This window comes from Actinomycetota bacterium (genome assembly GCA_036280995.1).
Lineage (GTDB): Bacteria > Actinomycetota > CALGFH01 > CALGFH01 > CALGFH01 > CALGFH01.
Genome location: DASUPQ010000480.1, coordinates 1 through 13651, shown reverse-complemented (window position 1 = coordinate 13651; position 13651 = coordinate 1). Strand labels below are relative to the sequence as shown.

Below are 13651 nucleotides of genomic sequence, written 5' to 3'. Positions count from 1 at the left end.
GAGCAGCGCGGGCGCGGCCGCGGCGGCGACCAGGTCGTCGAGCAGCACGGCGTACTTCTCCTGGGCCATGGCGCCGAGCAGCCGCCGGCGGGCCTGGTCGCGCTGGTCGGACAGCTTGGCCAGGAGCCGCCGTCCGGCCTTGGCGTCCTCCGCCGGGAGCTCGGCCAGGTGGTCCTCGAACCGCTCCAGCATGACGTCGGTGTCGCGGACCTGACCGAGCAGGTCGGCCAGCCACTTGAGGTCGTCGCGGAGCCGGTCGGTCCACTCCTCGTCGAGCAGCTTGGAGAAGGTCCGCAGGGTGGAGCGGATGCGGCGGGTGGCGACCCGGGCCTGGTGCACGGCCTCGGGGTCCTCGCCGATGCGGACCCCGGCCTCGTGCCGGAACAGCCGCAGGGTGGAGGTGGCCAGGTCGTGGCGGAGCAGCTCCTCGACGCTGGAGCCGTCGTCCACCTCCGGCTGGACGACCTCGGGCCCCAGGACCCGCTCGCGGCCGGCCAGGGCCCGCAGGTACTTGGGGGTCGGGTCGGCCGCCTGGGCGCCGGCGTCGAGCAGCTCGTCCACCACCTGCTCGAGCAGGTCGACGTCGGCGTCCTCCTCCAGCTCGACCTCGAGCTCGCGGAAGCGGCTGAGGACGCGGCTGCCCTCCAGCACCTGGACCTCGTCGTCGACCAGCTCGCCCAGCCGCGACCCGCCGGGCTCGCGCAGCTCCACCGGGCGGCGCAGGGTGCGCATCCGCACCGACGGCGACAGGCCGGCGGTGCGGACGAACGGCCGGACCAGGGCGAGGGCCTCGGCCGGGGGCCGGCGCCCGTCGCCGGAGAAGACGTGCTCGGCCCGGACCAGCAGGACCCCGTGCTGGCCTTCGGGTAGCTTGACCGTCCAGCCCTCCCCGGGCCGGTAGCGGAGGCTGGCGTCCCAGCGGGCCAGCCGCAGGTCGGCGGTGTCGTAGTAGGTGGTCCGGAGCCGTCTGGTGGGCTGCGGCTCGGCCAGGAAGCCGTCGTCCAGCCCGCCCAGCTCCGGCAGGTCGAAGCCGGGCGGGACGGCCAGCTTCGCCTCACGCTCCTTCATCGGCCGTCCTCCTTGCTCGCGCCTTGCCTGCGGGCCTCACCGTGGGAGCGAGTCCTGGGCCTCCGGCTCGATCGCCAGCGGCGCCAGGTAGATCCCCTTCCATGCATGCCCACCGTCGCGCCGGAGTACCCATGTGGAGCCCTTCGGCCGCCCGGGATCGGAGAGCTTGAGGCCGGCCTTGTGGAGCTCGTCGAAGACCTCGCCGATGATCTCGCCGTGGGTGCAGAGGACGGCCTCGTCCAGCGCCGGGTCTTCCAGCAGCTCGACCACGCCGGCACCGGACCCGTCGACCCCGAGGACCTCGTGCGGCTCCACCGGGCGGCTCAGCCGGGCGGCCAGCGGCTGGACGGTCTGGAGGCAGCGCTCGGCCGGGCTGGAGAGCACGCGGCCCAGCGGGAAGGAGCGGAGCCGCTCGATCAGCCCGAGCGCCTCCTTGCGGCCCTGCGCCGACAGGGGGCGGGCCAGGTCGGGCCCCTCCCACTTGGCTTTGGTTCCCGCGTGGGCGTGGCGCACGAGATAGACCACGGGCACATCCTCCCCATGACCATCTCGCCCTGTTCGCCATGGTCCGTGCCCAGCTTGACCGATGGCGGCCGACAGGACAATTCAAGCACGACCCGGAGCGTGCGGAAATCGTCCGTTCGGCCCTGGCCCGGCCGGCCCTACTTGGGGCGGACCGCCTGCCGGCCGCCGTTGCCCGTGCCGGTCGGCCGGGGCTCACGGGTGGGACGGCGGCTGGCCATGCGGGTGGAGAGGGGCGAGCGGAGCTCGCGCAGGAGTGCCTGGGCGGTCGACTGGCTGATGGGCACGCCCCGCTCGGCCATGGCCTCGACCAGCTGGGCGGGGGTGAGGGTGTCGGCGTCGGCCCGCTCGTCGAGGATGGCGGAGGCGACCATGTACGGAGCCTGGCGGCGCCGGGGTCGCGGGTCGTCTTCGCCCTTGGCCGCGGCCACGGCCTGGCGGAAGGTGTCGGCGGGGGCCCGGCCCGCCGGCCGGGGCAGCGCCCCCGCCTTCGGCTCGGCCGGGGCGGGCCGCGCCGGCGGGGCCGGGGTGGCGGTCCCGAGCGCGGTGTCGGGCCGGCGGGGCCGGCGCATGGCCTCGATCTGGATGCGGGCCAGGGGCGCGGCCATGGCCGTCTCCTGGGCCGCCTCGGCCTCGACCTGGAGCCGGGTGGCGCGCAGGGTGGTGGCCCGCCGCAGGACCATCATGAGCAGCTCGACCCCGAGCACCAGGGCGGCCGGCGGGATGAGGGCGACCCCCCGGGCGGCCCAGTTGTGCTCGGCGTGGGCGACGTTGAGCACGAAGCTGACCCCGGCCGCCGCGGCCAGCAGCAGCTTGGGCCACCACACCTCCCACCAGGCGCGGCGCGCCTTGGTGGTGGTGAACCAGAGGTCGGCGCCGAGGGCGACCACGATGAAGGAGTCGACCATCAGGGGCACGGCCCAGCCGTGCTCGGGGGCGATGCCGTTGGAGCGGACGGCGTAGGCCCGGATGGCCTCGAAGCTGGTGTAGAAGGCGAGACTGGCGATGCCGAGGACGGTCGCGCCGAGGACGGCGACCAGGATGGTCCGGAACCGCGTCAGCCACTTGTCGGTGGCGACGATCCCGGTGATCAGGGGTGGGCCGTTCAGGGCCACGGGCGGCACGCTCCTCGGGGCGGGGTTCGGGCAGAAGCGCGCAAGGTTCTATCGCACCCGGGCCGGGCGACGCACATTACGGACGTTTCAGTCCTTGTTGGCCCCGTGGACGCGGACGAAGTCGTTGACCTCGTAGTAGGCGTCGATCGACTCGCCGGCGTCGCCCCAGAAGCCGTCGAGGACGTCGTACTCCATGCGCCGCCGCTCGACGTACCAGTTGTTGACGTCGGTGATCTCCAGCTCGCCCCGGCCGGACGGCTGCAGGGTCGGGATCACCTCGAAGACGTGCTCGTCGTAGAAGTAGATGCCGGTGACGACGTAGTTGCTTGGCGGGTCGTCGGGCTTCTCGAGGATGCGGACGACCCGGCCGTCGCCGTCCAGCTCGGGGACGCCGAGGTGGCGCAGGTGGGCCGGGTCGTCGATGCGGGCCAGGACGATGCGGGCGCCGGATTCCTGGGCGGCGAAGTTGGTCACGGCCGGCCGCAGGCTGCGCTCGACCACGTTGTCGGCCAGCATGACCACGACCCGGTCCCCGTCGACGAAGCGCTCGGTCAGGCCGAGGGCCTCGGCGATGCCGCCGGGCCGTTCCTGGTAGGCATACAGCAGCCGGTCGATGCCGTACTCGTGGCCGTTGCCGAGCAGCCGCAGGAACTCGCCGGCGTGGGTGCCCCCGGTGACCACCATCAGCTCGGTGATGCCGGCCGAGACCAGCGTCTCGATGGCGTAGGTGACCATCGGCCGGTCGTAGATGGGCAGCAGGTGCTTGTTGGTGATGCGGGTCAGGGGATGCAGCCGGGAGCCGGTCCCGCCGGCCAGGATCACACCCTTCACTGGGCTGGGTCCTCCTCGTTGTCCTAGGCGCCGTACTTGGTGAGGCGGCCGGCGGCGGCCAGCAGCTGGGGCAGGAGGTGCTTGGCCTCGAAGCGGCCGAGGGAGCCCTGGCGGCAGTTGACCTCGTCGAAGGCGGGGAGGCCGTCGGCGGCGGCGGTGCCGCCCCAGAGCAGGACGGGCACCGGGTGCCAGGAGTGGGCGGCCATCTGGGCCGGGGTGGAGTGGTCGCCGGTGACGGCCAGGACCTCGACCCCGGCGTCGAGCATGCGCGGGATCAGGGCGTCGACCTCCTCGATGGCCGCGACCTTGCGCTCGAAGTCGCCGTCCTCGCCGGCCGAGTCGGTCTTCTTGATGTGCATGAACACGAAGTCGTGGTCGGGCAGCAGCTCGGCCAGGGCGTCGACCTCCTCGGGGGCGGCCCCGTCGACCTGGTGGGTCTGGAAGCCGAGCAGCCGGGAGATGCCGACGTACATCGGGTAGGCGGCGATGGCCAGGGCCCGGACCTGGTAGCGGTCGGGGAAGCTGGGCATCTCCTTGACGCTGTCGAAGCCGCGCAGGAGCAGGAAGTTGCCGCGCTCCCGGTCGGCGAGCAGGGTCCGGGCCTGGTCGAGGATCCGGCCGATGAGCTCGGCGGTCCGCTTGGCCTCGGGCGAGCGGGCCACCGGGTCGAGCGGGGGCACGCCCTCGCGCTGGGGATCGGTGTCGGTCACGTCGCGGTCGAGGCCTGGGCCGCGCAGGACCAGCAGGCCGCGGTGCTCCCGCTCGGGCTGGAGGAAGAACTGGACCCCGTCGAGCTGGATCTCGCGCACCAGCAGGTCGCAGATGCCGGCGGCCTCCTCGGTGGGCAGCCGGCCGGCGCGGCGGTCGGCGATGGTCCCGTCGGGGTTGATGGTGCAGAAGTTGACCCGGGCGGCCACGTCGCCGGGCTGGAGCTCGAAGCCGATCCCGGCGGCCGAGAGGGCGCCGCGGCCGATCTCGTAGGCGAGCGGGTCGTAGCCGAACAGGCCGAGGTGGCCGGCGCCCGACCCGGGGGTGATGCCGCGGGTGACGGGGTCGTGGAGGCCGAGGGAGCCTTCGCCGGCCAGCCGGTCGAGGTTGGGGGTGCTGGCCTCGGTGAGCTCGGAGCCGCGCTCGCGGGTGCGGTAGCCGCCGAGCCCGTCCATCACGAGCAGGAGGGCCTTGCTGCCCTCGGGCCTCGCCATCTCGGTCACGACGGACTCTTGCGTGAGGGTGATCGACATGGGCCGCCTCCGACCTGCCGGGGGGTACTGGACCTGAGTCTACGGTTCCCCGCCGGGCGGGCGCGAAAAGTGACGACCCCCAGGAACCCCGTCCGGTTGACCGGCGGGCAAGCCCGCCTGCTCCCGGCCGATTGGGCCCCTGGGGGTCATCGGCGCCCCGAGGAACTCCCGTGGCCTTCCCGAGAACGACTCGCGAAAGTCCCGTCCTACGACCCAGAGGCCGCTTGGACCTCGCCGCAGTCGGCGGGTTGCGCGTCCCACCGCCCGCGACGCGCCGTCCGGGCCCGTCAGCCCTTCTGGCGAGAACTCCGATCCGGATTTCCCAGTCCTACCGCGTCGGCCCCTCGGGGCGAAGCGGAATCTAGAAGGCGGCAAGGGGTCCGTCAAGGCACCGTTTCCGCTGGTCAGACGCGTATGTGCTGCTAGAGGCATGTAGAATTACTTCGATGGAATTTACGGCGGACGGGCGGAACCCTCGGCCAGCCGGGCCCGCCAGGCTTTTTCGGCTGCAATGCTCGATGCGAACCCAATCTCCACCGCGGGCAAATAGGCGGCATCGGCGAGATCCAGGACCGAGCCGACCACCCGGTCGACCTCCTCGTGGGTGACCGCCCGCAGCGGGACCTGGCCGACCAGGAACAGGTCGCCGGCCTCGTCCAGGGTGAACCGGAGGACGTAGCTGGTCGCCTGGCGCAGCAGCAGGTCGCGGTAGAGCCGCTCGCGCTGCTCCTCGGGGGCCCGCATGAAGAACGACTCCACCCGCAGGGTCCGGTCCCCCACGGCCAGGTGGACGCCGATCCCGAGCTTGCGCTCGCCGGCCAGGCGCAGGAACCAGCGCCCGTCGCCCAGCTCCTCGGCGTCCACGCCGGCGTCGGCGACGAAGGCCGCCACCGCGGCCACCGCCGCCGCCCGCACGTCCTCGGGCTCGGGTCCCTGGTTCATGCTCCTGAGACTACAGTTGGGGTCGACCATGAACACAGCCATCCGCGTCACCGGCCTGCGCAAGCGCTACGGCGAGCTGGAAGCCGTCCGCGGCATCGACTTCAAGGTCGCCGAGGGGGAGTGCTTCGCGCTGCTGGGGCCGAACGGGGCCGGCAAGACGACCACCGTCGAGATCCTCGAGGGGTACCGGGACCGGGACGCCGGCGACGTCGAGGTGCTCGGCCTCGACCCGCGGCGGGGCGGGCGGGACCTGCGCGAGCGGATCGGGATCGTGCTCCAGTCCTCCGGCCACTTCCGCGAGCTGACCGTGCGCGAGGTGCTGGAGCTGTTCGGCGGCTACTACCCGCGCCCGCGGGCCACCGGCGAGGTGATCGACCTGGTCGGCCTGGGCGAGAAGGCCGGCGCCCGGGTCAAGACGCTCTCGGGCGGCCAGCAGCGGCGGCTCGACCTGGCCCTCGGGCTGGTCGGCGACCCGGACCTGCTCTTCCTGGACGAGCCGACCACCGGGTTCGACCCGTCGGCCAGGCGGCGCTCCTGGGAGCTGATCGAGAACCTCCGCGAGCTCGGCAAGACGATCCTGCTCACCACCCACTACATGGACGAGGCCCAGAACCTGGCCGACCGGGTGGCCATCATCGTGGCCGGGCGGATCGTGGCCGCCGGCACCCCCGACTCGCTGGGCGGCCGCGACGAGGGCGAGGCGGTGATCTCCTTCCGCCTCCCGGCCGGCATGACCCTGACCGACCTGCCGGCCGGCCTGCCGGGCCGGCCGGCGCCGCGTGAGGACCGGGTCGAGCTGCGCACCACCGAGCCCACCGGCGCCCTCAACGTCCTCACGTCCTGGGCGCTGGCCCGGGGGGAGGAGCTGGACGCGCTGACCGTCACCAGGCCGTCGCTGGAGGACGTCTACCTCCAGCTCACCGGCGCCGAGGAACAGGAGCCGGCCCATGCCTGACCGCCGCCCCGGGGGCCGCCCCTCCGAGGGGGCCGTGCTCTGGCGCCAGGTCCGCGCCCAGAACAAGCTGTTCCTCCGCAACCCGTTCTCGGCCTTCTTCTCGCTCGCCTTCCCGGTGATGTTCCTGCTGCTGTTCGGCTCCCTCAACGGCGGCGGCCGCATCGAGGAGCTGGGCGGCATCCGCTACATCCAGTTCCTCGCCCCCGGCATGCTCGCCTTCGCGGTGATCTCCACCTGCTACACCGGGCTCGTCACCGGGGTGGCCATCAACCGCGACGAGGGCCTGCTCAAGCGGGTCCGGGGCACGCCCCTGCCGCCGTGGGTCTACATCAGCGCCCGCATCGGCTCGGCGGTGTGGTTCTCGATGGTGAGCGCGGTGGTGATGGTGGTCGCGGCCGTGCTGCTGTTCCGCGTCGAGGTGATCGGCCGGATGCTGCCCGCCGCGGTCGTGACCCTGCTGGGTGGGGCGGCCTGCTTCTGTGCCCTGGGCATGGCGGTGGCCGCGGTCATCCCCAACGGGGAGGCGGCGCCGGTGATCGCCAACTTCACCTTCTTCCCCATCGCCTTCGTCTCCGACCTGTTCTTCCCCACCGCCGGCGCCCCCGCCTGGGTGGGCACGGTCGGCTCGATCTTCCCGGTGAAGCACTTCGCCGTGGCCATGGGGCACACCTTCAACCCGCTGGCGGCCGGCAGCGGGTTCCAGTGGGGGCACCTGGGCATGCTGGCCCTGTGGACGGTCGCCGGGGTGGTCGTGGCCGTCCGCTTCTTCCGCTGGGAGCCGCGCACCGGGGCGCCGCGCGGCGGCCGCCGCCGGGCCGGCCGGGCCGGGCGGGTCGCCGAGGCCGACACGGCGGCCTAGCCTTCCTCCGGGACCGGGGAGGTGATGCGCTGTGCGGCTGGCCGACCTGCTGGCGGGGCTGTCGCGCCTGGCCGACCTGGGGTTCGGGCTCCAGGCGGGCGAGGCGCTGCGCTCCTGCGCGCTCGCCGGCCGGCTCGCCCGGTCGCTGGAGCTGCCGGACGACGAGGTCCGGGCGGCCTGCTACACGGCGCTGCTGCACCACGTCGGCTGCACCGGGTACGCGCACGAGACGGCGCGGCTGTTCGGGGATGAGCTGGTCCTGAACGTGGCCGCGGGGCGGACCAACTCGGCCGACCGCCGGGACGTGTTCGCCACCTTCCTGCCCCTGCTGACCACCGGGCGGCCGCCGCTGGAGCGGGCCCGGCTGGCCCTGGCCGCCATCACCCGGGGCGACGGCTTCGGGAAGGCGTACACGACCGCGGCCTGCGAGGTGGGGCGGGACGCGGCCCGGCGCCTGGGTCTGCCGCCGGAGGTGCAGCGCAGCGTCTACCACGTCTACGAGGAGTGGCGGGGCGGCGGCGTCCCGGCCGGCCTGGCCGGCGACGACCTCCCGGTGGGGTCGCGGCTGGCCCGGCTCACCGGCATCGCCGTGCTGTTCGACACCATCGGCGGGGTCGAGGCGGCGGTGGACGCGGTGCGGCGGCGCGGCGGCGGCATGCTCGACCCGGCGATGGCGGCACGGTTCGTGGACCACGCCGGGGCGCTGCTGGGCGAGCTGAACGCGGGCGACCCGCGGGCCCTGGCGCTGGAGGCCGAGCCCCGGCCGGTGGTGCCGGTGCCTGACGGCCGGCTGGCCGAGGTCGCGGCCGTCTTCGCCGACCTGGCCGATCTCAAATCCCCCTTCACCCACGGGCATTCGAGCGGCGTGGCCGCCCTGGCCCGCGGCGCCGGTGAGCGGCTGCGGCTGCCGCCGGCCGCCGTGGCCGACCTCGAGGTCGCCGGGCTGCTCCACGACGTCGGCCGGGTGGCCGTCCCGGACACGGTGTGGGAGAAGCCGGGCGGCCTGAGCGGGCACGAGTGGGAGCAGGTCCGGCTGCACGCCTACCACTCCGAGCGGATCCTGGCCGGGTCGGAGCGGCTGGCGTCGCTGGCCCCCCTGGCGGGCATGCACCACGAGCGGCTCGACGGCGGCGGCTACCACCGCGGCTCCACCCGGGCCGAGCTTCCCGTGCCGGCCCGGGTGCTGGCGGCCGCCGACGCCTACCAGGCGATGACCCAGGCCCGGCCGCACCGGCCCGCGCTGGTCCCGGAGGAGGCGGAGCGGCGGCTGCTCGCCGGCGCCCGCTCCGGAGCCCTCGACCCCGACGCCGCCGCCGCCGTGCTGGCCGTGGCCGGCCACGCCCCCGTGGTCCCCCGCCAGGCCCGGCCCGCCGGGCTGAGCGCCCGCGAGGTGGAGGTGCTGGGACTGGTCGCGCAGGGGTGCAGCAACGCCCAGATCGCCGAGCGCCTGGTCATCTCCAGGCGCACCGCCGAGCACCACGTGCAGCACATCTACACCAAGATCGGCGTGTCCAGCCGGGCCGCGGCGGCCCTGTTCGCGATGGAGCACCACCTGCTGGCACCGGGGGATAGGTAGCCCTACCGATGCGGCCCCCCGGCCGCCGGGCGAGCCTGAGCTCCACTCGACGAGAGGAGCAGGAGCCATGGCCAGAACCACCGAGGCGACCCTGACACGGACGGTGTCCCGCGACGGCACCGAGATCGGCTGGTGGACCAGCGGCGAGGGGCCGCCCCTGGTGCTGGTGCACGGGGCGGTGGCCGACCACACGCGCTGGCGCCCGCTGCTGCCCTATCTGGAGCCCCACGCCACCGTCCACGCCATGGACCGGCGTGGCCGCGGCGCCAGCGGCGACGCCCCCGGCTACGACCTGGCCCGGGAGTTCGAGGACGTCGCCGCCGTGGTCGACGCGGTCGCCGCGGCCTCGGGGTCCGCGGTCGACCTGTACGGCCACTCCTTCGGCGGGCTGTGCGCCTTCGGCGGGGCCGCCCTGACCGCCAACCTCGGCCGGCTCGTGCTCTACGAGGGCTGGCCGCCGGCCGACCCCGCCGCCCGCGAGCTCCCCCCGGACGTCGGACAGCGGCTGGACGCCCGGCTGGCCGAGGGCGACCACGACGCGGTCGTGGAGACCATGTTCCGCGAGGTCGTGCGGATGCCCGAGGCGGACCTCGCCGCCCTCCGGGCCCAGCCGGCCTGGACGGCGCGGGTCGCGGCCGCGCCGGCACTCGTCCGCGAGCTCCGGGCCATCTCCCGGGTGGCCTTCGATCCCGCGCTGGCGGCGCGGATCACCGTGCCGGCGCTGCTGCTGACCGGCTCGGACAGCCGCGACCCGTTCGCCGCCGACACCCGGACCGTGGCCGCCGCCCTGCCCGACGCCCGGGTCGTGGTCCTGGAGGGCCAGCAGCACGTCGCGGACATCCTCGACCCCGAGGCGTTCGCCGGCCACCTGGTCGGGTTCCTGCGGGGGCGGCGCTGATGGGCGCGGACCGCTTCGGCGTCCGGTCGGCCGACGGGGCCCCGCTGGCCGTCTGGGTCGAGGGCCAGGGGCCGCCGCTGGTGCTGGTGCACGGTTCCATGTGCGACCACACGGCGTCCGACCCGCTGGTCGCCGAACTGCGGGACACCATGACGACCTTCGCCATGGACCGCCGGGGCTTCGGCGCCAGCGGGGACGCGGCCGGCTACGCGCTGGAGCGGGAGTTCGAGGACGTGGCCGCCGTGGTCGAGGCGGTCGCGGCCCGGACCGGCGGGCCGGTGGCGCTCTGGGGCCACTCCTACGGGGCCGGCTGCGCCATGGGCGGAGCCGCCCTCACGGGCGCCGTCCACCACCTCGTCCTCTACGAGCCCGGGCTCGGCATCCCCTATCCCGCCGGCTCCATCGAGGAGGTCGAGGCCGCGCTGGCCGCCGGCGACGCCGAGACGGCGCTGCTGCTGGTGCTGGCCGGCATCGTCGGGATGACCGACGAGGAGATCGCCTCCCTGCGCTCGGGCCCGCGCTGGCCGACGATGCTCGCCAGCGCCCCCACCGTGCCCAGGGAGTGCCGGGCCGAGGACGGCTGGACCTACCGGCCCGGCGCCTTCGACGGGCTCTCGGCGCCGACCCTCCTGCTGGCCGGCACCGAGACCCATCCCGTGCTGCGGCAGGCGACCGACCGGGCGCTGGCGGCCATCCCCGGCGCCCGGGTCCAGGTGCTCGAGGGCCACGCCCACCTCGCCCACCGCAGCGACCCGGCCATGGTCGCGGCCGTGATCCGGGGGTTCGTCAGTGGCTCAGCCGCTGCCAGCGGCGCACGGCCAGGGGCACGAACAGGGCCAGGATGAGCAGCGGCCAGGCCACCGCCAGGGCCACGGCGTGCTGGTCGGCCCAGGAGACGCCGCCCCAGCCCGGGTTGCCGAACAGCTCGCGGGTCGCGGAGGCGGTGGCCGACACGGGGTTCCACTCGGCCAGGGCGCCGAGCCAGCCCGGCATGGTGGCGGTGGGGGCGATGGCGCTGCTGAGGAAGCCGATCGGCCACACCAGGACCTGCACGGCCACGACCGCCTCCGGGTTCCTGACGAGCAGGCCCAGGTAGATCCCCACCCAGACGAAGGCGAACCGGAGCAGGAGCAGGAGCCCGACCGCGGCCAGGGCGTCGGTGGCGCTCCCGTGCCAGCCCCAGCCGACCAGCAGCCCGCAGGCGAGCAGCACGGCCAGGCCGAGGGTGGAGCCGAGCATGTCGGCGATGGCGCGGCCGCCGGCCACGGCCGAGCGGGCCATGGGCATGGCCCGGAACCGGTCGGTGACGCCCCGGGCGGCGTCGGTGGTGACGGCGACCATGGTCGCCTCGACGCCGAAGAGCATGCTGAGGGCGAACATGCCGGGCAGGAGGAACTCCCGGTAGCTGCCGCCGCCCGGCACCGTCATGGCCCCGCCGAACAGGTAGCCGAACATCAGGACCACCATGACCATGAAGGCCAGGTTCATGACCAGGGTGGCCGGCTGGCGGACCCAGTGGGCCAGGTCGCGGCCGGTCACCGTCCAGGCGTCGGCCAGCGACCAGCGCAGGCGCTCGGCGGGCGTCTCGGGCATGGGCGGGGGCTGCGGGGACTGCATGGTCGGCACGGTCATGCCGGCACCTCCTGGAGCCGCTCCTCGGGCGTCTGGGTGGGCTGCCCGGTGAGGTGGAGGAACACCTCGTCAAGGGTCGGGCGCCGCAGGGCGATGTCCTCGACGGCGATGCCGGCGTCGGCCAGGGCCCGCGCCGAGGAGGTGAGCGCGGCCACCCGGTCGCGGACGGGGACGCTGACCCGGCGGGTGTCGGGGTCGACCTCGGCCTCGGCCCCGGCGGCCCGGCCGACGGTGGCGGCGGTGGCCGGAAGCTGGTCGGCCCGGTGGACGACGACGTCGATCCGGTCGCCGCCCAGCTTGGACTTGAGCTGGTCGGGTGACCCCTCGGCGATCACCCGGCCGTGGTCGATCACCGACACCTGGTCGGCCAGCTGGTCGGCCTCGTCGAGGTACTGGGTGGTCAGCAGCACCGTGGTCCCGCCGCCGACCAGCTTGCGGACGGCCTCCCAGACCTCGTTGCGGCCGCGCGGGTCGAGCCCCGTGGTGGGCTCGTCGAGGAACAGCACCGGTGGGGCCAGGATGAGGCTGGCCGCCAGGTCGAGCCGCCGCCGCATCCCGCCCGAGTACTGCTTGACCGGCTTGCCGCCGGTGTCGCCGAGCCCGAACTGCTCCAGCAGCTCGTCGGCGCGGCGCCCGGCGGGGCCGGCGCCCAGGTGGTGGAGGCGGCCGAACAGGACCAGGTTCTGCCGGCCGCTGAGGACCTCGTCGACGGCCGTCTGCTGGCCGAGGAGCCCGATGCGGTAGCGGACCTGGGCGGCCTGGCCGACCACGTCGAAGCCGGCCACCCGGGCCCGGCCGCCGTCGGGCCGCAGCAGGGTGGTCAGGATCCGTACCGCGGTGGTCTTGCCGGCGCCGTTGGGGCCGAGCAGCCCGCAGACCGAGCCCTCGGCGACGGCCAGGTCGAAGCCGCCGAGGGCGTTGGCCGGGCCGTAGCGCTTGCGCAGGCCTTCGGCCTGGACGGGTAGCGTTGCCATCTGCACCGCCTTACTCGATACACTGTACGGAGTAAGGATGAAGAGTACCGTACACCATACGGAGTTGCAAGGGTGACGACCGACTACGGCGGCAGCGGCGACCCGGCGCGGAGCCTGCCGCTGCTCTGGCGGGACCAGAAGCGCCCGACCCGGGGGCCGCGGCCCGGCCTGACCGTGGACCGGATCGTGGCCGCCGCCGTCGAGCTGGCCGACGCCGAGGGCCTGGCCGCGCTGTCCATGCGCCGGGTCGCCGAGCGGCTCGGGGTCGGGACCATGTCGCTCTACACCTACGTGCCCGGCAAGGCCGAGCTGCTCGACGTCATGCTGGACACGGTGCTGGGCGAGGTGGCCCGGCCGGACGGGGCCGGGGGCTGGCGGGCCGGGCTGGAGCTGCGGGCCCGCGAGGACTGGGCCCTGTTCCACCGCCACCCCTGGATGCTGCAGATCTCCCCGTCCCGGGCGCTGCTCGGGCCCAACGAGACCGAGCTGTTCGAGGCCGCCCTGCGGGTGGTCGACGGGATCGGCCTCGGCGGCTCCGAGATGGTTCTGGTGGTCAGCCTGGTCGCCGACTACACCAGGGGCGCGGCCGACATGGCGGTGGGGGCCGCCGAGGCCGAGCGGCGCACCGGCATCTCCGACGAGCAGTGGTGGGCGGCCCGCGAGCCCCTGTTCGACAAGTACTTCGACCCGAGCCGCTACCCGACGGTGGTCAGGGTGGCCGCCGCGGGCGCCTTCGAGCAGCCGGCCGGCGACGCCGCCTACACCGTCGCCCAGGCCCAGGAGAGCTTCGAGTTCGGCCTGGCCCGCGTCCTCGACGGCATCGAGGCGTTCGTCAGAGCGAGGAGTCGGCCTTCGGCCGACGATCGATAGGCTCCGACCGGCGAACTCGCCGGTCGCGCCGGTCGGTCAGCGGCCCCGGGTGTCGAGGGTGTGGAAGGCCTCGGCGTAAAGGAGGCCGGCGCCGGCGCCGATGGCCGCGTTCCAGGTGCGGACCCGCCGTTCCAGGTCGGCGTGGTCGCCGATCTGGCTGACGTGGGC

At 74.5% G+C, this 13651-nt stretch carries 14 protein-coding genes; 6 read left to right on the top strand and 8 right to left on the bottom strand.

All coding sequences use genetic code 11. From position 1 onward, the window contains the following. The 6 genes from VF468_16130 to VF468_16105 form a co-directional block, all read right to left on the bottom strand. The coding region (locus VF468_16130; GenBank protein ID HEX5879821.1) for a CHAD domain-containing protein at positions 1–1068 on the bottom strand (1068 nt) is incomplete at its 3' end. Between the two features lie 36 nt (positions 1069–1104). After that, positions 1105–1593, bottom strand: coding sequence for a phosphoglycerate mutase family protein (locus tag VF468_16125; GenBank protein ID HEX5879820.1), 489 nt, complete (start codon positions 1591–1593; stop codon positions 1105–1107). Between the two features lie 137 nt (positions 1594–1730). After that, positions 1731–2705 carry a DUF2637 domain-containing protein gene (locus tag VF468_16120; GenBank protein HEX5879819.1) on the bottom strand — a complete coding sequence of 325 codons (975 nt, stop codon included), beginning with the start codon at positions 2703–2705 and terminating at the stop codon, positions 1731–1733. 87 nt (positions 2706–2792) lie between these two features. Beyond that, positions 2793–3536 carry a sugar phosphate nucleotidyltransferase gene (locus tag VF468_16115; GenBank protein ID HEX5879818.1) on the bottom strand — a complete coding sequence of 248 codons (744 nt, stop codon included), beginning with the start codon at positions 3534–3536 and terminating at the stop codon, positions 2793–2795. 23 nt (positions 3537–3559) lie between these two features. Next, the gene (locus VF468_16110) at positions 3560–4777 is read right to left on the bottom strand and encodes a 2,3-bisphosphoglycerate-independent phosphoglycerate mutase (protein HEX5879817.1); all 1218 of its coding nucleotides are present in this window, start codon (positions 4775–4777) and stop codon (positions 3560–3562) included. Between the two features lie 453 nt (positions 4778–5230). Next, positions 5231–5719: a YbjN domain-containing protein gene (locus VF468_16105; protein HEX5879816.1), complete on the bottom strand. Its 489-nt coding sequence runs from the start codon at positions 5717–5719 to the stop codon at positions 5231–5233. 28 nt (positions 5720–5747) lie between these two features. On the opposite strand from VF468_16105, the gene VF468_16100 reads away from it, so the two are divergent. The 5 genes from VF468_16100 (at position 5748) to VF468_16080 (ending at position 10852) form a co-directional block, all read left to right on the top strand. Then, positions 5748–6674, top strand: a complete 927-nt coding sequence (locus tag VF468_16100; protein HEX5879815.1) for an ABC transporter ATP-binding protein — start codon at positions 5748–5750, stop codon at positions 6672–6674. After that, entirely contained in the window at positions 6667–7533 is an 867-nt protein-coding gene (locus VF468_16095) for an ABC transporter permease (protein HEX5879814.1), read from the top strand. The genes VF468_16100 and VF468_16095 overlap by 8 nt, the downstream gene beginning before the upstream one ends. Positions 7534–7564: 31 nt before the next feature. Beyond that, positions 7565–9109 (top strand): HD domain-containing phosphohydrolase, encoded by a 1545-nt coding sequence (locus VF468_16090; protein HEX5879813.1) that lies wholly within the window; start codon positions 7565–7567, stop codon positions 9107–9109. Positions 9110–9176: 67 nt separating this feature from the next. Continuing rightward, positions 9177–10007 (top strand): alpha/beta hydrolase, encoded by an 831-nt coding sequence (locus VF468_16085; protein ID HEX5879812.1) that lies wholly within the window; start codon positions 9177–9179, stop codon positions 10005–10007. After that, positions 10007–10852 (top strand): alpha/beta hydrolase, encoded by an 846-nt coding sequence (locus tag VF468_16080; protein ID HEX5879811.1) that lies wholly within the window; start codon positions 10007–10009, stop codon positions 10850–10852. Before VF468_16085 ends, VF468_16080 begins: the two co-directional genes overlap by 1 nt. On the opposite strand, the gene VF468_16075 is transcribed toward VF468_16080, so the two are convergent. After that, complete coding sequence (locus VF468_16075) at positions 10794–11639, bottom strand: ABC transporter permease (GenBank protein ID HEX5879810.1); 846 nt, start codon at positions 11637–11639, stop codon at positions 10794–10796. The two genes, VF468_16080 and VF468_16075, sit on opposite strands and share 59 nt — an antisense overlap. Then, a complete protein-coding gene (locus tag VF468_16070) occupies positions 11636–12613 on the bottom strand; it encodes an ATP-binding cassette domain-containing protein (protein ID HEX5879809.1) in 978 nt (325 codons plus the stop codon). Before VF468_16070 ends, VF468_16075 begins: the two co-directional genes overlap by 4 nt. Positions 12614–12685: 72 nt before the next feature. On the opposite strand from VF468_16070, the gene VF468_16065 reads away from it, so the two are divergent. Next, positions 12686–13483, top strand: coding sequence for a TetR/AcrR family transcriptional regulator (locus VF468_16065; protein HEX5879808.1), 798 nt, complete (start codon positions 12686–12688; stop codon positions 13481–13483). Positions 13484–13651 lie beyond the last annotated feature (168 nt).